Here is a 21,585-nt window from a genome sequence, read left to right on the forward strand (position 1 = left end):
GGGCACAGCTTCATCAAGCGTCACGGCCGGTTGGCACCGCATCGAGGTCTCCTTCGATGCGGTGCTCGGTCCGTGTTCTGTTGTCGCCAAAGAGGTTTGACCTCTCAGGTTTTGAAGGTGGTGTTCGCCGGCCTCGGGTGCTGCTGCGGGTCGATCGAGGGTGGCGGGATGAACCACGGTTTGTTGTCGACACCGATCCGAATCGCCCATTTCCCGACGAACCCTGATTTCCGGTGCATCAACCGATGATGTGAACGGCACAGCAGGACCAGGTTGTTCATCACCGTCGGGCCACCATTGGCCCAGTGCCGGATATGGTGCGCATCCGTCCAGGCAGGCACACATGTGCAGCCGGGGAACGCGCAGCCTCTGTCCCGGGCGATCAACGCAGTCCGTTGTTCGGCGGTGACCAACCTCTTTCCTGGTTCGCATCCAAGGGCGCGCCGTGATCGTCGAGCAGAACAGTGGACAGGAAACAATCACACCCGAGAAGCCTGGTCTGCGACACCGACAGCGGTCCGAGCCAGGGCATGTGCCCGACATCAAGATCCGACAAGTCCAGATCGGGTGAGCCTTCGTCGTCCACATCAGAAGGCGACGCGGCGCAATCCCGATGCTCCGCCAGATCCCGAGCATTGATGTGCACGTTCACATGCGGGCGCTGACCACCGTCGGTGCCGGTTTTGGCGCAGTCGAGGTACCGGCGGATCAGTTCGGTGAACCCATCCGCGGTCCGTTTCGCCGCCGACCGAGAATCCGGGGTTCCGTCCGGTGCCGGGGTCGGCATCGTCAGATTCGACAACGCGGAGAGCAGCATTTCCCCGGTGAGGGCATCGAAATCCCCACGCACCACCACCCGACCATTGAGCGTCGACGCGATCCGCAACTCGTTGAGATCGACATCTTCGGCGGGCGGGATCTCATCCGATTCGAACAACCGCTCCAAGGTCGCGATCACGTTCCGCACCTTCGTCGTTGTCGCCTCCACCCCCGACGCGGCAGCGAGCAACAAATCGATGCACTTCGGTAGCGCCTCCTCCGGCATGCCTTTAGGTGGTGATTCACAGAACGCCACGATCAACACAGCATGCTCGAACGAGCAATCCCCGCCATCGAACCGAGCAGCCACCGCCGGAAACGGCCGCAAAGCTGCACCTAACGCGGCGATCTTCTTCCCGTCCCGAACCTGCAGCATCGTGTTGCCCGCCAACCAGGACCCCACTCCGCGGCTGGCGATCACCTGATCATCCGGGCGCATCGACATCTCGTCGACCACCGCCACCCGCACAGCCTCGAGACGCAGAATCTCCGCACTCGCCTCGATAGCAGCGGTACGCAACTCAGAAGCAGACAACTGCCACAGGCGTCCGCGTAACCCCACCGCAGAACCAGACACCACGTCCGACAACAAGACGCTCATTGAATCCCCCGATCCCCTCCCCAAATCATACTCGAACATGCGTTCGAGTCAAGAGGTGCTTTTGGGCGCGCTCTAGGATCGCTGGATGTTCACGTTGACTACGGAACGCCTTGTTCTTCGAGATTTCACTGCCGCGGATGAAGGTGCCGTCCATCAGTACGCGTCCGACCCTGCCGTCTGTAGATATGTTGATTGGGGGCCGAACACCCCCGCGGTGACCAGGGCATTCCTGGCGGACGCGGCACTCGAAGCTGCGCTCGTCGAACGCCGCACGTTCACCCTGGCCATCACGTCGAAGGCCGATGGAGCGGTCATCGGTTCGGTAGCTGTGTGGGAAGTATCCGCCGCGCACCGGCGGGCGGAACTCGGTTTTGTCGTGAACCCGAAGTTCCAAGGGCGAGGCTATGCGTCGGAGGCGGGGCGCGCGGTTCTGGAATTCGCCTTTGCTCGCTTCGGAGCGCAGCGAGTGCAAGCAACGTGTCGTCCCGAGAACTCGGCGTCGGCGTCGGTGCTCACCAAAATCGGAATGGAGGAGGAGGGGCGAATGAGGGCACACATGGTGATCCGGGGGACCGCGGTGGATTCGCTGCTTTTTGCTGCAACACGACCCGCCGCCGTACAGCCAGAGATCACGTCAGCTCACTTCGCGTGACCTTCCCGGGCCCTGGTGCGATACTCGAACCATGTTCGAGGATGCCTTGCTCATCGACGCGGCCGGCCGGCCCACTATGCAGCATCACCAGGCCTTTTCTCGGGACTGGGACCGCATCAAGGAGTGGTCCGACAACATCTACATGCCGTATACGGTCACGCCGATCGGAAGTCGGTTGAAGCCGGCTTCGGACATGTACTCCGCGGCAGTCGGCAAGATCGACGTCACCAGATTCTGTTACGGGATTCCGGTCTCCGTCGGTGAATGTTCGCCTGAGGCCGGAAACATTCTGGTTCTGACGACTATCAGAGGCAACGGTCGACATGCCCTCGGCGGAGGAACTGCGGTGAATACTGCCGTGGGGGAGACCTTTGTCGCCGACTGTAGCCGGACCGACTACTTCGTCGAATTCGACGAAGATCATCTGCAGCTGAATCTCACTGTGCCGCATCAGCTTGTCGCCGATCACGCCATGCAATGGTTCGGGTCGGTTCCCGACGACCGTCTGTGGCGGCACAAGTGCACCATCGGCGGGCGGGGCTCGAGTTGGCTGGCATTGATGGACTACGTCGTTCGCGCAATTGCAGAGTCGCCTGAGGCGATGTCGAGCGAAAGGCTGGGTGCCAGGGTTCAAGAACTCATCGCGGCTCAGCTTCTCGACGAGTGGGCGACGCAGGCCGGGCTGCAACTCGGCGTCGACGTCGCCTCCGCCGAACCTGCCTACGTGCGATCGGCAGAGGAGTACATCGATACGTTTGCTCGCTCGGTGCCGACGGCATCGGAGATCGCGGCTGCGGTGGGTGTCAGTGTCCGGGCGCTCACTGCGGGATTTCGACGGTACCGAGACACCACGCCGGGGCAACGATTGCGCGCGCGTCGGTTGGAGGGTGTACGCGGCGAACTGTTGCGTTCCGACGGGAGAACCGTCTCCGAAATCGCCAACGCCTGGGGCTACGTCAATCTGGGTATGTTTGCGGCCACATACCGGAAACGGTTCGGAGAGTTGCCTTCCGAGACCCGGAATCGACTCTGAGGACAGTTGTTTGAACGGTCATGACGATCGTTTTACGCACTCGATGAACTGCCGTGATCCGTTGTTTCGTGTCGGAGCGTTCTGCAAGGATTGAAATCGAACGTGACAGCAATCCCACGAGCTAGGAGTACGTCATGGCAACTCGACTCAATCCGTACATCAGCTTCAACGGCAATGCCCGTGAGGCGTTGGAGTTCTACAAAGAAATCTTTGGTGGCACGCTGGCGCTGAGCACGTTCGGTGAGTTCGGCAATCCCGATGAAGGCGGCGACAAGATCATGCACGGAATGCTCGAAACCGATCAGGGATACACCCTGATGGGTGCCGACACTCCGCCCGGCATGCCGTACAACCCCGGCGACAACATCACGGTCAGCCTCAGCGGCGACGACGGCGATGTGCTGCGCGGGTACTGGGAGCAGTTGTCGGGAACGGGAACGGTGAGCGTTCCACTCGAGAAGCAGATGTGGGGCGACGAATTCGGCGCCTGTACAGACAAATTCGGCATTTCCTGGCTGGTGAATATCGGAGCGCCCCAGAGCTGACTCCAAGCTCTGCCCGGTTCTGCCGAAACGAGACAGTTTTACTGCCGTTTCGAGGCAGAACCGGGTATGTGATCGCCGTTACATTCTGTTCGACAAGACAAGATGCAAGTCGGATGGAGAAATGCAGTGACGATCGAAGATATTGCGCGGAAGCCCCTTTCGAAGCAGCACCTCGACGACGTGCTGGCGCGAGCAACTCAGCGGGCTGACCGAGTCCCGGGTGTCGTCGCGATGATCACGGATCGAGAAGGCAACATCTACGAGGGTGCAGCCGGTGAGCGGGCTCTCGGTCACGGCGAACCGATGACCCTCGATACAACCTTTGCGCTCTTCTCCACCACCAAGGCGATTACCGGTACCGCTGTCCTGCAATGTGTGGAGGAGGGGTTGCTCGATCTCGATGCACCTGCAGCGACCTATGTTCCCGACATCGGTGAGCTGAAGGTCCTGGACGGTTTCGACGCCGGCGGAAACCCCGTTCTTCGGGAACCCAAGCGTGACATCACCACTCGCATGCTGCTCCTTCACACTGCAGGGTTCGGCTACGACTTCTTCAACGAGTCGTACAACCGGCTCTCGCAGGAACATGGGCAGCCCAGCGTGATCACGTGTAGCAAAGCGGCGCTCACGACACCGCTGCTCTTCGACCCGGGTGAGAAGTGGGAGTACGGCACCAACATCGACTGGGCCGGACAGGTCGTCGAGTCGATTCGAGGTCAGCGACTCGGCGATGTCATGCGCGAGCGCATCTTCGAACCTCTCGAGATGACGGATACGGCATTCACGATGAGCCCGTCGATGAAGGATCGACTTGCACCGATCCATCAGCGCGAGAGCGACGGAAGCCTCACTCCGCTCATCGGATTCGAGCTTCCGGCCGAACCCGAGGTGCACATGGGTGGTCACGGTTTGCACGGCACTGTCGGCGACTACACGAAGTTCATTCGTATGTGGCTGAACGACGGCGCGGGCACTTCGGGTCGCGTGTTGTCGCCGGAGACGGTAGCTGCAGCCGTACGGAACGGTCTCGAAGGCCAGCACGTGGGGTTGTTGCCCGGAGTTCTCCCGACACTGTCCAACGATGCGGAGTTCTTCCCCGGCGTCGCCAAGGGATGGGCGTACTCCTTCATGACAAATGAAGAGGTGGCCCCCACCGGTAGGCCGGCCGGATCGCTGGCTTGGGCGGGTCTTGCCAACCTCTATTACTGGATCGACCGGCAGACCGGCGTCGGCGGGTTCTGGGCAACGCAGATTCTGCCGTTCGCGGACGCTGGATCCATCAACGGATACCTGGAATTCGAGACCGCCGTTTACCAGTGATCGGCTGGATTCCCGCTGTCCGGGATCGACTGTTTCTTTCGGGCGGGTTCGGAGTACGCATGCAGTACAGCGCACGCTTGCATACGACGAACTAGGAGACGGCATGAACAGCCTCGAAGGCAGCTTCGAAGGAAAAGTTGCACTGATCACCGGCGCCGCACGCGGTCAGGGGCGCGCCCACGCTGTCGCATTCGCGGAGCGTGGCGCGGACATCGTGATCTGCGACCGGTGCGAGAACAGTGATGTCGTCGCCTACCCCCTCGCAAACGAGGAGGATCTGAAGGAAACCGTTCGTTTGGTGGAAGCCACCGGTCGTCGGTGCATTGCCGTCAAGGCAGACACTGCTGATCGCGACGCAATGGACGCGCTCGTTGCCCGCGCTGAAGCCGAGTTCGGCCGTGTCGACATCGCCGTCGCGAATGCCGGTGTGTCCGTGCCCGCTCCGATCACGTCGATGACGTCGGCACAGTGGAACGAAGTCATCTCGTCGAACCTGACCGGTGTGTTCAACACCGTTGCGGCCGTGTCAGGTGGAATGGCGGAACGTGGTTACGGTCGCATCATCACGATTTCCTCGATGATGGGTCGATCCGGTGGCACCCAGATGGCGGCGTACGGCGCCTCCAAATGGGGCGTCATCGGTTTGACGAAGAGTGTGTCGCTCGAACTGGCAAACTCGGGTGTGACCGTGAATGCTATTGCACCGGGGAACATCTCGACGCCGATGATTCACAACGACATGATGTACGCGATGATGCGGCCTGACCTCGAATCGCCGACGGCAGACGACGTCGAACCCGTGTACGCGACTCTGCATGCGCAGCCGGTCGGTTGGCTGGATCCCTTCGAGATCACGCGAGTAGTCCTGTTCCTCGCCGCCGACGCGAGTGCCCACATGAGTGGCATCGTGGTTCCTGTCGACGCCGGAGTAGCCGCTCGCTCGAACGCTTGACGGACAAGACTGTTCGCGCGAAAGCGCGGACCGGGTGGGTCGTCGGCGTCCTGAGTCTGAGCGGTGTGGTGGTCGCGCTGCAACAGACCTTGGTGGTGCCGGTCCTGCCTGCGTTCGCGACGGCATCGGGAGTATCGTCCTCCACCGCTTCCTGGCTGGTGACCTCGACGTTGCTGACCGGTGCCGTCGCAACCCCTCTCATCGGCAGACTCGCCGACATGTTCGGTAAGCGCGCGATGATGCTCGTCTGTCTTGCCGTGATGATCGTCGGCTGCATGGTTGCGGCGCTCAGCCAGAGTTTCTGGTTACTGATCCTCGGGCGCTCGTTGCAGGGGTTCGCGACGGCACTTCTGCCCGTCGGAATCAGCATCATGCGCGATGTCCTTCCTCCGGAAAAGCTCAGTGGTGCAGTAGCTCTCATGAGTGCGACGTTGGGGATCGGTGGCATGTTCGGTATGCCGATGGCTGGGGTGATCTCGGCGCACTGGGGACTACCCGCGCTTTTCTGGGTCACCGGTGGATTCGGGGTCGTACTGATAGTCGTCTTGCCGCTGGTGGTGCCGGAATCGGCTGTGAAGAGTCGCGGACGCTTCGACTTTCTGGGAGCCACAGTCCTCACGCTCGCTATGACTGCACTGCTGCTGGCCGTTTCGAAAGGAACCGAATGGGGCTGGGCAAGCCCCGAGGTTCTGGTTCTGATCGCGTCCGGCGTGGTCTTGCTCTGTGGATGGATTCCGTGGGAACTGCACACGCCGGCACCGCTGGTCGATCTGCGGACTTCCCTTCGCGCTCCGATTCTGGTTTCGAACGTCTGCGCAGTATTACTCGGTTTTGCCATGTTCATCAGCGCGTTGGCGGCAACGCAGGAACTTCAGTTGCCCCTGGCATCGGCGGACGGTCTCGGACTCTCGGCTGCCGAAGCCGGACTGGCGATGATGCCGGGCGGAGTCCTGATGATCGGATTGGCGCCGGTGTCGTCGAAGGTGACGAGGCGATGGGGAGCGAAGGCCACGTTGGCCTCAGGAGCGATCGTCATCGCAATCGGATACGTCTTGCGTGTGTTGTTGACGCCGACGCTGGTCAATATCGTGATCGGCGCTGCCGTGGTATCGGCCGGTGTGGCATTTTCCCTGGCAGCCATGCCGACTCTGATCACCGAATCTGCGCCGATCCATCAGACTGCCTCGGCCAACGGATTCAACAGCCTGCTCCGTTCGGTCGGTACCTCCACCGGAAGCGCCGTTGCGGCAGCGGTATTGGCCGGTTCGACGGTGGTGATCGGTGCGAGCACTGTGCCGACCCTGCATTCGTTCGCGGTTTTGTACTGGATCGGAGCGGGCGTATCGGCACTGGCGGCCGCGGTGACCTTGGCAGTGAGGGTGGAGCGGACGGGGGCGGTATCGCGGCCCGAGTTACCAATTGCAGCCGAAACCGATGGCGCAACGAAGATCGGGTGAGTCGACGGACTCACCCGATCTTCGTCACCGTTATCTCCGACTGGAATCGACCAGGTACTCGAGATTCTGGTTGTACGGTGTGGCCGTCACCGCCGCGTGCGAACTCACCCGAGACACCTCGGTAGTGCCGCGAACGACAGAGGCCTTGATGGAACCTACTTTCAACGGGGCGATGCAGCTGCTCATCCCGGCCGGGGCATTGCAGGTGGTAATCGTGGTTCCCACCGTCACTTTGACGACTGCGGGAGCGGTCAAGAAGGTGAGAACCTCGACGGTATCGCGAGCGGGGGATGACCATTGGCGCAGTGTCATAGGGGCAGCAGAGCGATTGACGGGGACCGCGGAGACCGACTGATTGCGATAGACGAGATACGCGGTGTCGCGAACAATCGCGGGTGAGGCGCCGGAGCGGAAGCTGTACAGCCCGTAGGAACTCATGTCGAGTAACGCGCGCCCATGACCGGCGCTGGGTGCGAACGACGTTCCCTCGCTGTAGTCGTTCCAGGTGACGAGCTGTACCCATTCACTGTTGGACGCAATCGCAATCTGCCACATGTTCTGCAGATTCTGTGAATTCTGTGCCTCGTCGTAGATCGACTGACTTGGACGAACATCTTGGAAGGCGACTGGTTGCATCCATATCTTTCCCAAGGAGTGAGCGGCAGCGGCAAGTCCCATCGGAGAGTTCGGGTTCGATCCCGAGAGCGGATTTCCTGCCGGATTTCGATTACCCCAATTCGACATCCCGTAGCTGATCGATGCAAAAGAATTCCGGTTGGCTGCAGCGTCGAGGAAAACCGGAACAAATGCCACATTTATGCCGTAAGAATTCTTCATCAGAGTGATGAACTCCGACCACCAGCCCGCAGTCTTGTTTTCGGCAAGGAATGGAGATATCACGAGCCGTCCGTCGTTCAATTTGAACGATGATGCCATGGTCGAATACGGTTTCATCTCTGCTGCCATTTGAGCTGCGGTCATGTTTTTGAACGCGCCGTTCATATCAGGCATGAGCATGATCTTGAAATTCGGATCGACTGCTGCGGCCGCTTTGATCAGGGCGGTGGGCACGGTGGAACCCCACCAACTGGTGTCGGTTGCCTTGGCGATGATGTCGACGGAGAATCCGTCGATGCCCGCGGCGATTGCCGAACGAACTTCGTTTTCGAGGTCGCGTTGGCGCCACTGCGTATCGGCGATGGGTTGCCGCGGTGTCGGCCGATCGCGGAGGAATCCTCCGTAGCGAACGTGTTTGTTGTTCTCGCCGTTGACCGTAAGATATTGTGTCGCATAGTAATCGCCAGACGGATTCGCATTGTCGATCGAAACCGGATAGGGCGGGAAGTAGTGAGCGAAAACCAACTTTCCGTTCAGTGCCGACTTGGGTGGAATGTCGAAGGGCAGCGCTGCAGATTCAGGATTCGCCGAGAACGAGGCCGGCGTGTACGTCGGCGCGGAGCGCGGTTGTGTGTTGTACGCGGCGATCAGTGCGGCCGCGACAAGCACGGCCAGGGTAAAGCAGATGGTCTCGAAGGAATATTTCGCCGTTTTTCGGATCCACGGAGTTCGGATGTATCGAGTTCTGATACTCATGGCACAGTCAGCCTTTCTCGATCCCCCGAAGTGTGAGTCTTCCCCGCGTGCACTGAATCGGTGATTCAATTCTTTTCGGCCTCTGTCTGATTTGTAATTCGAGATTCGACACCATAAGTCAACCGTCACCGGCCCGAGTGTCACTTGCTGTACGAGTGTAACGCTGCCGCGTTCATCATGAATACCTGAAAGCGGTCTTTGTTCAAGAATTTCGGGTTTTTCTTTCCGGTATATATCCGTCGAAAGGTCGGTGAAATTTATCGGCTGTATTGGACAGGACTGGGACGTGTGGTCTGTTCCGTACCTCGTGGCCGAAAGGCACCGGCGAAACCAGGGAGGTGATTGCAGCCGGGCAACTGACGAAATTTCCTGGAATGTGTCGGCCTCCTGGGTCACACTGGGGAACGGACTACCGACGGATTACCGATGCGGGAGGGCTCATGACCGAAGCGATTGTGGCCGAGGGGCTGGTCAAGAAGTACGGCGACGTCACGGCATTGGACGGCATCGACCTGGAAGTGCGCGAGGGTTCGGTGATGGCTCTGTTGGGCCCCAACGGCGCCGGAAAAACCACTGCGGTAAGGATATTCACGACGCTGCTCATTCCCGACGGTGGACGCGCCAAGGTTGCCGGGCTGGACGTGGTCGAGGATGCGCGGGCGTTGCGATCCAAGATCGGTGCTTCGGGTCAGTACGCCGCGGTCGACGAGTACCTGACGGGCTATGAGAACTTGGACATGGTCGGGAGGCTGTATCACCTCGGCGCCCGAAGCAGTAAGGCCCGAGCGCGTGAATTGCTCGAGCAGTTCGATCTCGTCGAGGCTGGAGATCGGCCGGTCAAGGGCTATTCCGGCGGAATGCGGCGACGTCTCGATCTCGCCGGCGCATTGGTTGCTCGGCCGCAGGTGTTGTTTCTCGACGAGCCGACCACCGGCCTCGATCCTCGGGCGCGACTCGGTCTCTGGGACGTCATCGAAGGGTTGGTGGCTCAGGGGACCACGCTGTTGCTCACGACGCAATACATGGAGGAAGCCGAGAGGTTGGCCGACCAGATCGCCGTCATCGACCGCGGCTCGGTCATTGCGCGCGGTACTGCAGATCAGTTGAAGGCGCGGGTCGGGGGTGAGCGCATTGAACTGAGTGTGCACGAGGTCGAGCATCTCGACATCGTCCGCGAGGAATTGCGCTCGCTTGCCGTGGGGGACATTCAGGTTCAAGAGAATGTCCGTCGCGTCACCGTTCCTGTCGACGACGGCACCGACGCGTTGGTCGCGGCGCTGAATCTTCTGTCGGCACGAGGCATCCGCGTATTCGACGTCGGCCTGCGCAGACCCACTCTCGACGATGTCTTCCTCACACTGACCGGGCACCAGGCTGAACTGGAGGATCAGAAATGACCGTGCAGATGGCGCTCGAAGACGGTTTGACCATCGCCAGGCGAAACTTGATCAAGATCAAGCGCGTTCCGGATCTGCTGGTGTTCACCACTTTGTCGCCGATCATGTTCGTGCTCTTGTTCGCGTATGTGTTCGGCAGTGCGATCTCCGTCCCGGGCACGTCGTATCGAGAATTCCTGATCGCCGGAATCTTCACGCAGACGGTCATATTCGGTGCCACCTGGACTGGTTTGGGGATGGTCGAAGACATTCAGAAAGGAATCATCGACAGATTTCGATCGCTGCCCATGGCTCCGTCTGCCGTGCTGACAGGCCGAACATCGAGTGACGTGTTGATCAACGTCATCAGTTTGGTGGTCATGTCGTTGACCGGTCTTCTGGTCGGGTGGCGGATTCACTCCAGTTTCCTCGAAGCGGTGGCGGGTTATGCGCTGCTTCTGTTCTTCGCGTACGCGTTGTCGTGGGTCATGGCTGTTGTCGGGCTTTGGATCCGGACACCGGAGGTATTCAACAACGCGAGCTTCATCGTCATCTTTCCGCTGTCGTTCATCGCGAACACTTTTGTCGAGACCACCAATCTTCCCGGCCCGCTCAAAGTGATCGCCGAATGGAATCCGGTGTCGGCGGTTACTCAGGCGGTGCGTGAATTGTTCGGCAATACCAATCCTGCGATGACGGTTCCGGATGCGTGGCCATTGCAGAATCCGGTCATCGCGTCGTTGTTGTGGACTTTCGGTTTGCTGATCGTCTTCGTGCCGTTCGCTATTCGTCGGTATCAGAAGGCAGTCAGCCGCTGACCTGGTGATTCCGGCCGGTAGGGTGGATATGTGCCGGAGCCCGAACGCATCGACAAACGCAGCCTGAGATACGCCGGGCGACGTGAGGAGTTGCTCGACGCGCTGACCCGCTACGTCATCGACAACGGTGTCGGGGAGTTGACGGTGAGGCAGCTCGCCAAGGCCGTGGGTGTGTCGCATGCGTCGTTGCTCAACCATTTCGAGAGCAAGGAGAATCTGCTCTCCGAGGTCATCGAGAACATGCGTGGTGAGTCCATTCCGATTGCGGTGCCGATGAAACCGGGGGTCGATCCGGCGACAGTGCTGACTGCGTGGTGGACCGAACGTACGACGCCGGAGGTCCTGCCGCGGTTCCGGGTGATGGTCGAGATCTACGCCCTCGCGCTCGGCGACCGCGACCGCTACGGACGGTTCCTGGACCGTTTTGTGGGCGATTGGATCGAGGCACTGGAAGCCGGTCTACGACAAGCGGGTTGCCCCGAGGACGATGTTGCCTCTGTCGCTACTCTGTTGCTCTCGCAAATGCGGGGTCTGTCGATGGATCTTCTGGCCACCGGGGACCGGGCCCGCGTCGATCGCGCGTTCGGGCTTTTTGTCGACGGCTTTGCCGCCCGCGCTCGGGAGTGGTCCACGCCAGGATCCGATCGCCTTCAACGCTGACCGATCACCACGGTCGACGCGGTCTCGCTGTAGGTTGCTACCCGAGTGAGAAACCCTCCCCGAGTGAATGTTTCAACAGTCATTTCGACCTGCTCCGTACTCGTCTCGACGAGAAGACAGCCACCCGGTCGTAGCCACGGCGCGGCGTCCGCGATGATGCGACGCTGCAGGTCCAGTCCGTCGGTACCGCCGTCCAACGAGACCAGCGGTTCGTGAAGACGGGCTTCGGGCGGCATCAGCCTGATCGATTCGGTGGGGACGTAAGGTGCATTGGCGACGACGACATCCACGCGACCGAGTAATTTCGTCGGCAGTGGTCCGAATAAATCGCCCTCGAGTACACGCTCGGGCGGTGTGATGTTTCGGCGAGCGCACCGCACTGCGGCCGGTTCCACGTCTACCGCGTACAAATCGACGGCGTCGAGCGTCGACTGCAGGACAACACCGACAGCTCCTGAGCCGCAACACATGTCGACGACGACGCTTCCTGGGGTGACAAGTGAGCAGGCCTGCCGGGCGAGGAACTCGGTGCGCCGGCGTGGGACGAAGACTCCGGAGTCGATGTGAATGCGCAAGCCGCAGAACTCGGCCCATCCGAGGACGGGCTCGAGTGGTTCGCCGGCAACTCGTCGGTCGACCATCGCGTCGAGTTCATCGCGAGAGCGTGCGGTGTGAAGAAGTAGGCGAGCCTCGTCTTCGGCGAAGACGCAACCTGCTGCTCGGAGGATCGCGGCCACCGACTTCTGCTGCGAAGCAGGGAAGGTCGGGAGATCAGGTGCTGACATGAGAGAGCCTTTCGGCCTCCTGATCTCGCGGGGGACCTGCACGTATCGAACACCGCCACCCTACCCGAGCAGGCGTGTCACGACGGTCGATGCGCAGCGGAAATTTAGGTTGACCAAATGGTAAGGCTGTTCTATGGTCTGAACTCGATCAGCTGATGTGGGGCCGATCACCACATATGCACCGTCACCGCAATCGGTAGGAGAAGTACGTGAGTAAGCGACTGTGTAGGACGCTCGTCGGACTGAGCGCGAGTGCGTTGGTGGCGTTGACAGTTGCGGCGATGGTGTATCGCCCAGAGGGAGCTCCGCCCGAGGGTGGTTGGCCGGTCATCTCCTACGCGCACGGGACGGTGGGTGTCGCGGATCAGTGTGCGCCGAGCAGCAGTGTTCCACTCGAACGGACCGCGACGCATCTGGGTCACTGGCTGGAGCAGGGATACGCGGTCGTGACCACCGACTACGTGGGGCTCGGAACACCCGGTGTTCACCCGTATCTCGACGGTCGTTCCGCTGCACACAGCGTTGTGGACATGGTGCGTGCCGCTCGTGCGGTCGACGACGACCTGTCGAGCGCATGGGTTGCGATGGGGCAGTCGCAGGGCGGGCAGGCGACTATGTTCACCGCTTCGCTTGCCACTGCTTACGCGCCGGAGTTGGACTACCGCGGCGCTGTCGCCACTGGTGTCCCCTCGAACATCGAGAATCTTCTACCGCTCGGTGGTCCGGCTTTCCCGGCGCTTCCGCTCAAGGGTTCGACGGTCTACATCGCGAACGTTCTTGATGGACTGCGTGCTTCGCGGCCGGATATCGACATCGACTCGTATCTGACCCCGCTCGGCAAGACCATCCTCGACGACGTCGAGAACAACATGTGCTACACCGAGGCGCGCACGAAGTACGGCACCGTCACGCTCGGGCAGGTGCTGACGAAGTCGCTGGACAATCCAGTATTCATGGAGGCTGCGCGTGACCTGCTCACTGTGCCGACCGCAGGATACGACCGCCCGTTCTTCATCGGTCAGGGGTTGTCGGACATCGATGTTCCGGCACCGCTGACACTGAAGTTCGCGGCCGACCTTACTGCCAACGGTGTCGACTTTGCATTCCATACCTATCCCACTGATCATCTGGGAACCGTTCCGGCTTCGGTTCCAGACAGTACCCCGTTTGTCGCGGCACTGTTCTCTGGTCAACGGCCCTGCACCGGAAGCCTCTGCTGACCAACATCTTTCAGGCGGCACCAACTCCGCGCAGATAGATGTCGATCGGGATCCGAAGTTGCCGAACGGTTTCGGAGGAGCGGGGATCTCGGCTACGCGCTCCGAGGCAGTAGTCGAAGATCAAGCCCTCCAGAAGGCTCAGAAAATTTGCGGCGGCGACGTCAGGATCGTCAACGCCAACGATGTCGAAGACAGGCCTTGCCTTCTCCCGTGAAAACAGGCTGTCTTCGAGGAGTTGGTGCAATGCCGAATCTCGGGGAGTTTCCAAGAGCAGTGCATATCTCGCGATCAATTCGTGTCTGCGGTGCGAGAGAAGATCATCGAGATACTCGGCCGTCAGGGCAGCAGGATCGCTGGGCCTCTCGCGGAGTTCGTCGAATATCGAACGTGACCGGTGCACGATGTGCAATGCGGTTGCTTCGAGTAGTGCCTCGCGAGTGCGGAAATAGTACGACGTCGAACCGGCAGGAAGTTCCAGGGACTGATCAACCGCCCGATGGGTGAGTGCACGCGGGCCCTGCTCGGCGATGATCGTGACGGCGGATGCCGCGATGAGGGCTCTGCGATCGGGCTTCATGCCGTTCCTTGCTGTCGATGTTGCATGCTGCCGGAGTTGAATGTTGCTGATGGTGCGTCGTGAGGGTCACATTGACTCGATTTGCCTTCGATCACTAGCCTCGACTCTACAGACGTAGAGGAGTCTTATGCTACTGGACGAAGAGCAGTTGGCGGCACGCGAAGCCCTCGACGCACTGCAGGCCCGGATCTCGGGCGGTGAGGTCGGGGGTGGGATCTATCTCTGGGGTAGCGTCGGCCGCGGGAAGACGATGCTCATGGACGAGTTCTACGACGGGCTCCCGGTCGGCAAGCGGCGCATTCACTTTCATCGGTTCTTTGCAGATCTGCACTCTCGGGCGCATGAACTCGGCTCGATGGGCGTGGCACTGGATCACGTCGTCGATGGAATCCGTGTGCTCTGTTTCGACGAGTTCCACCTCGACGACGTCGCCGACGCCATGTTCATGGCAAGGGTTCTCGACACAATCGTCGCGAAAGGCGTGACTGTTGTCGTCACGTCCAATGTTCCGCCGACCGATCTTCTTCCCAATCCGCTTTTTCACGAGCAGTTCGTTCCGTCGATCGAGTTGATGGAGCGGACTCTCGAGGTGATCGAGTTGGGTGGCTCCGTCGACTATCGGACGGCAGGACAGCCAGGTGCCGGGGACTACCGATTTGCGACAGGGGAATTCCTCCTCGGCTCGGGAATTACGCGGCCTTCGGGCGAAAGTGTCGAATTGACGATAGGCACACGCACATTGGAGTGCTCGGCGATTCGAGACGGTGTCGTCTGGTTCGATTTCGAGGTGCTGTGCGCTGGTTCGACCGCGGCTGCCGATTATCTCGCGCTCGCCGCACGCTTCGACGACTGGGTGATCTTCGGAGTGCCGGTGCTCGCCCAGGCGTCGGAATTTGCCCTTCGCCGTTTCGCGAATGTCGTCGATGTTCTCTATGACGTCGATGCGCGGCTGACGATCTACGCCGACGCCTACGTCGAAGAAGTGGCAGGCAGCCTCCGGGACGTGCCGGGGTTGGCGCGCCTCTACAGTCGTCTGTCGCTACTGGCGAGGTCGGCGGCGGGCAGCATCAGTTGAGGAGTAGCGTCAATTCCAGGTGAGGCCGCCGGTCGCGGCGCTGGGCGTGAGCCCGAACATACTGTGGCAGATCCGGTTGAGATGGGCGCTGTCGGTGAAACCGGCCTCGTGTGCACTGGTTGTCAGGGTTGCGCCACTGCTCATCACTTCCATGGCACGTCGTAGCCGCAACCAACGAATGTAGGTCGAAAAGCTCATCTGCAGTTGATCGTTGAAGATTCTTCCCAATCGGCCAGGTGAGATGGAGACCAGCGCGGCGGTGTCCGTCAGCGTTATCGGCCCTGAAAGTCGCTCGTGAAGTAGCGTCAGGGCATGCTCGAGCGCCGGGTGAAGAGCGCGTACGCTCGACGGCTGTCTACTTTCGGACAGTGAATCGATCAGCCTCGCTGCGTATTCCAGATCCGAATCAGCGCCGCGGTCCGTCATCGCTACTGCGGTCTGCCCACGGTCCGACCAGTCGGCCACACCACCGCGGCCCGGCTCCGCTGGCCTGATGCGCAGACCCATCCCGGTGGTGGAGTCAATGTAAATCGCCCGTCCCCGCGCACCCTCGGAGGCGGACAACGCGTGGACCGCCCCGGATGGAATGACCACGGACCGCACGACTTCACTGTGGCCGTCCCCGTCCCCGTCCGTGACCGTGACGTCCCCGTCGTCGATGATCATGATCTGAACAGCGGCGTGCGAATGCATGTGCGCGGATCCCACTGCGCCGGTGAACATGAGAATTCCGGGCTCCATGTGGACGGCGCCGGACCAGGTCATGTCGGAAATCATAGTGACGACCCTGACAGAGCTCGGGGTCCGGTCATCCTCCGGTAGGACCGCACTCGGTTCGAAGATCGTGCGCTGGGCCGATGTGCTGGCGAGGGGTTCACGAGAAGGTGGAATCATGAACAACGCACAAGCACCCGCAGTCCTGTCGGTCCACGCGCTGGGCAAGTCGTACGGCGACGTTCCAGTGCTCCGAGGTGTATCGCTGGAAGTGCGCGCCGGTACTGCTACGGCCATCATGGGTCCTTCAGGGTCGGGCAAGTCGACTCTGCTGCATTGCATGTCAGGAATCGTCAAGCCCGACTCGGGAGCAATCCTGCTGAGCGGCAGGCATATCGAGAACCTCGGTGAGAACGACCGCAGCCGCCTCCGACGCGAGTCGTACGGATTCGTTTTTCAATCGGGCCAACTGTTACCGGAGCTTCCGGCGATCGAGAACGTCGCTTTGCCCTTGGTGCTCAACGGGTTGTCCATCGCCGAAGCCAAGCGGACGGCGCACGGCTTCTTCGCGCCATTGGGACTGGACGGTCTGCAGGACCGTCGCCCGGGTCAGATGTCGGGTGGGCAGTCGCAACGTGTGGCGATTGCGCGAGCGTTGGTGACCAAACCCGCCGTTCTCTTCGCAGACGAGCCGACCGGTGCCCTCGACGCGCAGACGAGTTGGGAAGTGATGAGGGTGTTGCGTGATTCGGCTCAACAGATCGGTTCTGCGTTGGTCGTCGTCACTCACGATGCCGAAGTCGCTCGGTGGTGTGATCGCACGATGATGATGCAGGCCGGTTCGCTCGTCGGGACACAGGTGGCGGCATGAAGGCCACAGCGCGCGTTGCATTGATGACGGTGCGAGGTGAAGGCCGAAAGGCCTTGAGTACCTTCGCGCTCCCAGTGTCCGCATTTGCCGCCTCGACGACGTTGTTGCTGACGGTGCTCGGCGGCTACGGTGCATTTGCGGGCAGATCGAGCGAACCCGAAGCCGAGGCGTACCTAGCGCTCGCAGGGGTTGCTTCGGTGTTGATGATCGTTCCAGCCGTCACTCTCGGCCTGGCGGCGGCCCGCTTGGGCGCGCGCCGTCGCGACGAACGACTTGCCTCGCTGCGACTCATCGGATCCACCCCTCGCCAGATCGTTGCGCTGTGCGCTGCGGAATCGGGTATCCAGGGCTTGGCCGGTGCGTTGATCGGTGTGGTGGGATACCTCCTCGCGTTGCCGCTCGTAGCTCTCTTGAGATTTCAAGGTCGGACATTCGAGTGGAGTGAGCTTTGGGTAGGCGCACTTCCGCTGGTGGGCATCGTATTCGGAATGACCATCCTGGCTGCTTTGACGTCGATGCTCGGGATGCGCCAGGTGTTCGTGAGCCCGTTGGGCGTCACGGCGGGCAATCCCAGCGCCGCACCGAAGATGATCTTCGCGGTGGCTGGGGTGGGGGTTCTTGTGGGGTGGAGTGCATTCGGGGGCTCCGCGGCAAGCATCGCGGCAATCCTGGTGGGCCTTGGTCTCTGCTTCGGCGTTGTTGCGTTGGTCGGTCCGTTCGTCATTTCGCTGCTTGGACGGATCATGCTCAAATGCGCCAAAGACGGTGCTTCGCTGATTGCGGCGCGTCGGGTCTTGGATAATCCGAAGGCTGTGTGGCGCACGGTCAGCGGTGTGACGATGGCCAGCTTTGTTGCCGCAGGCACATCTCTCCTCGCCGCGATCGGCAACGGGGAAGGGCAGGATTTGCAGCCAGGGCAGGAGTTCCTGTTCGCGGACATGAGAACCGGGGTGTTGTTCACTCTCGGAGCAACATTCACGTTGGCGGCAATCTCGTCTGCGCTCACCCAGGTATCCGGGATCCTCGACAACCGTGAGCTGTATCGGAGTCTGACTCTGGCCGGTACACCTGTCGAGGTGATGGACAGCGCCCGCATGCGGCACGTTCGCACTCCCGTGGTGGTGATGGCACTGGCCGGTGCCGGCGCTGCACTGCTGTTCCTCTTCCCACTGGCAGGGGCAGCCGTATTGACCACTCCGATGGCGCTGGTTCAGTTGGGCGTCACCCTGGCTGTGGGGATCGCGTTGGTGTTGGCCAGTGCGTTTGCAGCCAAGCCCGTCATGCGACGGGTACTCGCGGGCTGAATCTCCGCCCCTCGTCCGTCAGTTCTGTCTCCGGAACGGTTCGGCCAACTGGCCGAGGTAGTCGTCCGGGTAGTCGGGCTTGGCCGCCATTCCGAGATCGTCACTGCTGAAGCGCTTTTCCGGATCGAAAGAATAAGTGCGGAACAGGTGATCCCAGATCAGAGTGAACAAACCGAAATTGACGTCACCGATTCCCGCCCACTTCAGGTGATGGAATCGGTGGCCGGCGTTGAGGGCGAGTATCGGACGCAGGGGGCCGATGCGGTAGTCGGCATTCGAATGCTGAAGCAGGAGTTGGACAGCGACACAAACCGCGAGCGCCGAGGCAACTGGAACGGGCATCCCGAGGAGGATCAGTGGCAGGACGCCACCGGCGGTTTCGAAAGTCTGATGCACGGGGTGCTTCATCAGTCCGTTCATACCGTAGAACCGTTCGAGGCTGTGATGAACCGCGTGGAAACGCCACAACCATCCAACCTTGTGGCTGATCAAATGCACCACGGTGATGCCGAAATCGGCAACCAACACTGCGAAGACGACCTGAAGGACAAACGGAAGACCGCTCGGCCACAGCCCGTCGAACGGAATCACCGCGGCCATCAACGGGATTACCGCGACGCTGACCAAGATGAGGGATTCGTTGACAAACGCATGGACAGCGTCGCGAAACCTGTCCGGTCCGGGGGCATTCCACGAAGATTCGTAGGGAAGCGCCCGTTCGGCCGCGAAAGAGCAGACCACTGCGAAGAGAATCAATGCCACCAGTGGCCATTTCGGCGCGCCGGATGCCGCCAGCGCGATTGCGGCTCCGTTGATTCCCAAGAGCATGAACGGGACGTACCCGTATCTGACGATGAGGGTGAGCATGTATTCGATGGTGCACGGCGCGGGTGGTCCTCGCCTTGTACGAATCGGTCGACTTTCAGTCAGCCGAACAAGCGGTGTCGCGTTACTTCGTCAGCACGGTGGCGAGTGCAGCGCTCAGATACGGAGTGATGTTCTCGACGACCCGTGTCACGATCGCAGTGGCGACGTCAGCCGGTTGCAGTGGCACCGACGGTGTCTGCGGCAGCGCCGGGGGAGCAGGCGGAGCGGGCTCGGACATCATCGGCGTGTAGGTGTTGTGCTTCGTGAAGTAGCCGAAGACCGAATCCACGAACACCTCGGGCGCATCACGCGGCTTGGGCATGTTGCAGATGCCGTCACCCTCGATGCAGACTTCCTGCACTGCGATGTCTCCGAATCCGCCGCGTGCTCCGGACATCGTCGCTCCCGGAACGACATTGGGCACTACGGTTTCGATGCCCCCGGCCGAGTTGCGAGGGTCGGCGTAGAGGACGCCTTCGACTTGCGATTGGGGAATGGATCCGTCACGTGCGATGTCACCGAGCACGTCGCCGGCAATACGCGCTCCCTGTGAGTATCCGGTGACGACGATCTCGCTGCCCGGGCACTGAGCGTGGAAAGCGTTGACTTCAGTGCGAAGCGTCTGGGCGCCGGCGGCAACGCTCTGGTCGTACGTCTGTTCGCCGAGCGGCCAGAAGCTGGCGGGGTAGGTCACCGGCTTGGAGGCGTAACCCTGGGCCACGTAGCGGTCGGTGACGGGTTGCGTCGTTTGTCCCGTCGGATCCCACGTTCCGCCGACCGCGAATACCGCACCGGCCGGGCACGACCCACCGTCATTCGGGTCCGCTCCGGCAGGTACCGACATCACAAGAGTCACCCCCGCTGTGACTGCAACCGTGCATGCCACTGACATCGCGTATTTCCTCATCGGGCCTGTCCCCATCTATCTACGTTCTCGTTCACTGGCGAGACAACCCGCGGTCCGACGCGTTTCGTTCGGTACTGAAGAGAATGGTGATGGGGCGATAAGTCCTGGAGGTAATCCGTGCGTAAACAGGAAGTTGCCGACCGGCGCTGTTTACTACCAGCGTGTGTGGGGCGTCACGGCGTCGGTACCTGCGGCGGGTGATCCGGCTCGAGGAGGGTTCCGATCTCCTTCCCCATCGACACGGCGTTGTTGAGGTCCGCGTTGGTTGTCGGCCCGAGTGTGGCGTAGACGACGATCGTCGTCTTCGAGTCGGGGTAGTAGAGCGCGAGACCGTTGTAACCGCCGTACGACGGGTTCATCACCAGCCAGCCGTCGAGGTGCCCGGTCCCGAAGGAAAAGAACTTGTCCACCGTCATACTTCCCAAGCCCGCAGTCGTCGGCGCCATCTGCTGCTCGAAAGCCTTGTCGGAGAGTAACTCTCCCGTTCCCAGCGCGCGCACCCACTTTCCGACGTCGGCGACAGGCGCGTTCATGTTTCCGCTGTGCAGGAACGCCGTCGGATTCCAGAAAGTGGAGTCTTCGAATACTCCACGTTCATTGGTGTAACCGTGCAGGATCGGTTCGTCCATCTGCGACGTGAGTACAACGCTGCTGTGATCCATCCCGAGTGGATCGAAGACGCGCTGCTGAAGTAGTTCGCCCAGCGGTTTTCCAGTCGCTTTCTCCATGACGTCGCCGAGCAGCGTCAGGTCGCTGTGCGCGTACGCCCAACTGGTGCCGGGTTCGAACAACGGCGGGCGGGAGTTGGCAAGATCCAGGATCTCTCGAGAGGTCCAGCCCTTCATCGGGTTGTCCGTGAAGAGTTTGAGGAACTGTGGATCGGTCACGTAGTCGGAGATGCCCGACGTGCTGTTGGCCAGCATTCGCGGAGTGATGGTGTCTGCGCGCGGAAAGTTCGGTTCCCACTTCGCGATCGGTTGATCGAGGGGAAGCGTTCCCTCTTCGTCGAGTTGCAGCAGGACTGTCGAGAGCATCGGTTCCATCGGTTGGCCGACGCGCAACTGCATGTCGGTTGTCGCCGGAACTCCGACAGGGGACTCTCCGACGGCGCCGAGAGCAACTTCGTCGTCGCCTCGCCACACCCCGAACACAGCGGCACTGAGGCCCAAGTCGGCCACTTGGCGGCGGACGATGTCCGTGATCTCGGTGGATTCTCGACTGCTCGAGGTGCTGGGAGAGGCGCTGCCCGTGTTTGTTGCGGAGTCATCGTCGGAACTGCACGCAGCGGTTGCAATGGCAACGGTCAAGGCGATCGACAGAGCAGACAGCCGCACCCGAGCGCGGTGGTGGGAGGAAGTCATGCCTGCGATCCCTTCGATGTGGAAATCGAGCAACCGACGCCGAGCAATGTCCCAATTGGCCGAATTTACCGCAGTTGG

20 protein-coding genes and 1 pseudogene are annotated in these 21,585 nt (G+C 61.0%); 13 read left to right on the forward strand and 8 right to left on the reverse strand.

Annotated elements, in window-relative coordinates; all coding sequences use genetic code 11:
* Positions 1 to 104 precede the first annotated feature (104 nt).
* Positions 105 to 1,420 (reverse strand): annotated as a pseudogene (locus AOT96_RS14340) (DUF222 domain-containing protein).
* 85 nt (positions 1,421 to 1,505) lie between these two features.
* Here AOT96_RS14340 and AOT96_RS14345 point away from each other — a divergent pair.
* The 6 genes from AOT96_RS14345 (at position 1,506) to AOT96_RS14370 (ending at position 7,379) form a co-directional block, all read left to right on the forward strand.
* Positions 1,506 to 2,072, forward strand: a complete 567-nt coding sequence (locus AOT96_RS14345) for a GNAT family N-acetyltransferase (RefSeq protein ID WP_047269633.1) — start codon at positions 1,506 to 1,508, stop codon at positions 2,070 to 2,072.
* A 31-nt stretch (positions 2,073 to 2,103) separates the two neighbouring features.
* Positions 2,104 to 3,105 (forward strand): AraC family transcriptional regulator, encoded by a 1,002-nt coding sequence (locus tag AOT96_RS14350; protein WP_007734026.1) that lies wholly within the window; start codon positions 2,104 to 2,106, stop codon positions 3,103 to 3,105.
* Between the two features lie 134 nt (positions 3,106 to 3,239).
* Positions 3,240 to 3,650, forward strand: coding sequence for a VOC family protein (locus AOT96_RS14355; protein WP_042920520.1), 411 nt, complete (start codon positions 3,240 to 3,242; stop codon positions 3,648 to 3,650).
* 126 nt (positions 3,651 to 3,776) lie between these two features.
* Complete coding sequence (locus AOT96_RS14360; protein WP_042920519.1) at positions 3,777 to 4,970, forward strand: serine hydrolase domain-containing protein; 1,194 nt, start codon at positions 3,777 to 3,779, stop codon at positions 4,968 to 4,970.
* Positions 4,971 to 5,073: 103 nt separating this feature from the next.
* Positions 5,074 to 5,922: a mycofactocin-coupled SDR family oxidoreductase gene (locus tag AOT96_RS14365; protein ID WP_003945658.1), complete on the forward strand. Its 849-nt coding sequence runs from the start codon at positions 5,074 to 5,076 to the stop codon at positions 5,920 to 5,922.
* Positions 5,919 to 7,379: an MFS transporter gene (locus tag AOT96_RS14370; RefSeq protein ID WP_047269629.1), complete on the forward strand. Its 1,461-nt coding sequence runs from the start codon at positions 5,919 to 5,921 to the stop codon at positions 7,377 to 7,379. Before AOT96_RS14365 ends, AOT96_RS14370 begins: the two co-directional genes overlap by 4 nt.
* A gap of 30 nt (positions 7,380 to 7,409) precedes the next feature.
* On the opposite strand, the gene AOT96_RS14375 is transcribed toward AOT96_RS14370, so the two are convergent.
* Positions 7,410 to 9,368 carry a glycoside hydrolase family 71 protein gene (locus AOT96_RS14375; protein WP_231917445.1) on the reverse strand — a complete coding sequence of 653 codons (1,959 nt, stop codon included), beginning with the start codon at positions 9,366 to 9,368 and terminating at the stop codon, positions 7,410 to 7,412.
* 44 nt (positions 9,369 to 9,412) lie between these two features.
* Here AOT96_RS14375 and AOT96_RS14380 point away from each other — a divergent pair, with 44 nt between their 5' ends.
* Genes AOT96_RS14380 through AOT96_RS14390 form a run of 3 tightly spaced genes read left to right on the forward strand, consistent with a single transcriptional unit; the run spans position 9,413 to position 11,826 of the window.
* Entirely contained in the window at positions 9,413 to 10,369 is a 957-nt protein-coding gene (locus AOT96_RS14380) for a daunorubicin resistance protein DrrA family ABC transporter ATP-binding protein (protein WP_003945489.1), read from the forward strand.
* A complete protein-coding gene (locus AOT96_RS14385; protein ID WP_003945537.1) occupies positions 10,366 to 11,166 on the forward strand; it encodes an ABC transporter permease in 801 nt (266 codons plus the stop codon). The genes AOT96_RS14380 and AOT96_RS14385 overlap by 4 nt, the downstream gene beginning before the upstream one ends.
* 30 nt (positions 11,167 to 11,196) lie before the next feature.
* Positions 11,197 to 11,826 carry a TetR/AcrR family transcriptional regulator gene (locus AOT96_RS14390; protein WP_007734052.1) on the forward strand — a complete coding sequence of 210 codons (630 nt, stop codon included), beginning with the start codon at positions 11,197 to 11,199 and terminating at the stop codon, positions 11,824 to 11,826.
* Here AOT96_RS14390 and AOT96_RS14395 read toward each other — a convergent pair.
* A complete protein-coding gene (locus AOT96_RS14395; RefSeq protein ID WP_065351909.1) occupies positions 11,817 to 12,611 on the reverse strand; it encodes a putative protein N(5)-glutamine methyltransferase in 795 nt (264 codons plus the stop codon). The genes AOT96_RS14390 and AOT96_RS14395 overlap by 10 nt on opposite strands.
* Positions 12,612 to 12,820: 209 nt before the next feature.
* Here AOT96_RS14395 and AOT96_RS14400 point away from each other — a divergent pair, with 209 nt between their 5' ends.
* A complete protein-coding gene (locus tag AOT96_RS14400) occupies positions 12,821 to 13,831 on the forward strand; it encodes a lipase family protein (protein ID WP_065351910.1) in 1,011 nt (336 codons plus the stop codon).
* A 10-nt stretch (positions 13,832 to 13,841) separates the two neighbouring features.
* On the opposite strand, the gene AOT96_RS14405 is transcribed toward AOT96_RS14400, so the two are convergent.
* Positions 13,842 to 14,408 (reverse strand): TetR/AcrR family transcriptional regulator, encoded by a 567-nt coding sequence (locus tag AOT96_RS14405; RefSeq protein WP_047269626.1) that lies wholly within the window; start codon positions 14,406 to 14,408, stop codon positions 13,842 to 13,844.
* A 127-nt stretch (positions 14,409 to 14,535) separates the two neighbouring features.
* Between AOT96_RS14405 and zapE the strand changes: the two genes are divergently transcribed.
* On the forward strand, positions 14,536 to 15,483 hold the full coding sequence (gene zapE / locus AOT96_RS14410) for a cell division protein ZapE (RefSeq protein ID WP_042920508.1): 948 nt from the start codon (positions 14,536 to 14,538) through the stop codon (positions 15,481 to 15,483).
* A gap of 9 nt (positions 15,484 to 15,492) precedes the next feature.
* On the opposite strand, the gene AOT96_RS14415 is transcribed toward zapE, so the two are convergent.
* Positions 15,493 to 16,248, reverse strand: a complete 756-nt coding sequence (locus AOT96_RS14415) for a helix-turn-helix transcriptional regulator (protein ID WP_065351911.1) — start codon at positions 16,246 to 16,248, stop codon at positions 15,493 to 15,495.
* Between AOT96_RS14415 and AOT96_RS14420 the strand changes: the two genes are divergently transcribed.
* Together AOT96_RS14420 and AOT96_RS14425 are read left to right on the forward strand one after the other, a co-directional pair.
* Positions 16,223 to 17,068 (forward strand): ABC transporter ATP-binding protein, encoded by an 846-nt coding sequence (locus AOT96_RS14420; protein WP_007734065.1) that lies wholly within the window; start codon positions 16,223 to 16,225, stop codon positions 17,066 to 17,068. The two genes, AOT96_RS14415 and AOT96_RS14420, sit on opposite strands and share 26 nt — an antisense overlap.
* Positions 17,065 to 18,372 (forward strand): FtsX-like permease family protein, encoded by a 1,308-nt coding sequence (locus AOT96_RS14425; protein WP_020906135.1) that lies wholly within the window; start codon positions 17,065 to 17,067, stop codon positions 18,370 to 18,372. Before AOT96_RS14420 ends, AOT96_RS14425 begins: the two co-directional genes overlap by 4 nt.
* Positions 18,373 to 18,390: 18 nt before the next feature.
* Here the strand turns inward: AOT96_RS14425 and AOT96_RS14430 are convergent, their stop codons facing one another.
* From AOT96_RS14430 to AOT96_RS14440, 3 genes are all read right to left on the reverse strand, one after another.
* On the reverse strand, positions 18,391 to 19,239 hold the full coding sequence (locus tag AOT96_RS14430) for a sterol desaturase family protein (protein ID WP_065351912.1): 849 nt from the start codon (positions 19,237 to 19,239) through the stop codon (positions 18,391 to 18,393).
* An 82-nt stretch (positions 19,240 to 19,321) separates the two neighbouring features.
* Positions 19,322 to 20,131 carry a PE-PPE domain-containing protein gene (locus tag AOT96_RS14435; protein ID WP_003945630.1) on the reverse strand — a complete coding sequence of 270 codons (810 nt, stop codon included), beginning with the start codon at positions 20,129 to 20,131 and terminating at the stop codon, positions 19,322 to 19,324.
* A 188-nt stretch (positions 20,132 to 20,319) separates the two neighbouring features.
* Complete coding sequence (locus tag AOT96_RS14440) at positions 20,320 to 21,507, reverse strand: serine hydrolase domain-containing protein (protein WP_054188101.1); 1,188 nt, start codon at positions 21,505 to 21,507, stop codon at positions 20,320 to 20,322.
* Positions 21,508 to 21,585: the final 78 nt, after the last annotated feature.

It is taken from the genome of Rhodococcus sp. 008 (genome assembly GCF_001682295.1).
Lineage (GTDB): Bacteria > Actinomycetota > Actinomycetes > Mycobacteriales > Mycobacteriaceae > Rhodococcus_F > Rhodococcus_F qingshengii.

Coding starts and splice junctions, on each gene's coding strand:
- AOT96_RS14345 (WP_047269633.1), top strand. CDS start 1,506: ATGTTCACGTTGACTACGGAACGCCTTGTTCTTCGAGATTTCACTGCC.
- AOT96_RS14350 (WP_007734026.1), top strand. CDS start 2,104: ATGTTCGAGGATGCCTTGCTCATCGACGCGGCCGGCCGGCCCACTATG.
- AOT96_RS14355 (WP_042920520.1), top strand. CDS start 3,240: ATGGCAACTCGACTCAATCCGTACATCAGCTTCAACGGCAATGCCCGT.
- AOT96_RS14365 (WP_003945658.1), top strand. CDS start 5,074: ATGAACAGCCTCGAAGGCAGCTTCGAAGGAAAAGTTGCACTGATCACC.
- AOT96_RS14380 (WP_003945489.1), top strand. CDS start 9,413: ATGACCGAAGCGATTGTGGCCGAGGGGCTGGTCAAGAAGTACGGCGAC.
- AOT96_RS14385 (WP_003945537.1), top strand. CDS start 10,366: ATGACCGTGCAGATGGCGCTCGAAGACGGTTTGACCATCGCCAGGCGA.
- AOT96_RS14395 (WP_065351909.1), bottom strand. CDS start 12,611: ATGTCAGCACCTGATCTCCCGACCTTCCCTGCTTCGCAGCAGAAGTCG.
- AOT96_RS14405 (WP_047269626.1), bottom strand. CDS start 14,408: ATGAAGCCCGATCGCAGAGCCCTCATCGCGGCATCCGCCGTCACGATC.
- zapE (WP_042920508.1), top strand. CDS start 14,536: ATGCTACTGGACGAAGAGCAGTTGGCGGCACGCGAAGCCCTCGACGCA.
- AOT96_RS14420 (WP_007734065.1), top strand. CDS start 16,223: ATGTGGACGGCGCCGGACCAGGTCATGTCGGAAATCATAGTGACGACC.
- AOT96_RS14415 (WP_065351911.1), bottom strand. CDS start 16,248: ATGACCTGGTCCGGCGCCGTCCACATGGAGCCCGGAATTCTCATGTTC.
- AOT96_RS14425 (WP_020906135.1), top strand. CDS start 17,065: ATGAAGGCCACAGCGCGCGTTGCATTGATGACGGTGCGAGGTGAAGGC.
- AOT96_RS14430 (WP_065351912.1), bottom strand. CDS start 19,239: ATGCTCACCCTCATCGTCAGATACGGGTACGTCCCGTTCATGCTCTTG.
- AOT96_RS14435 (WP_003945630.1), bottom strand. CDS start 20,131: ATGTCAGTGGCATGCACGGTTGCAGTCACAGCGGGGGTGACTCTTGTG.
- AOT96_RS14440 (WP_054188101.1), bottom strand. CDS start 21,507: ATGACTTCCTCCCACCACCGCGCTCGGGTGCGGCTGTCTGCTCTGTCG.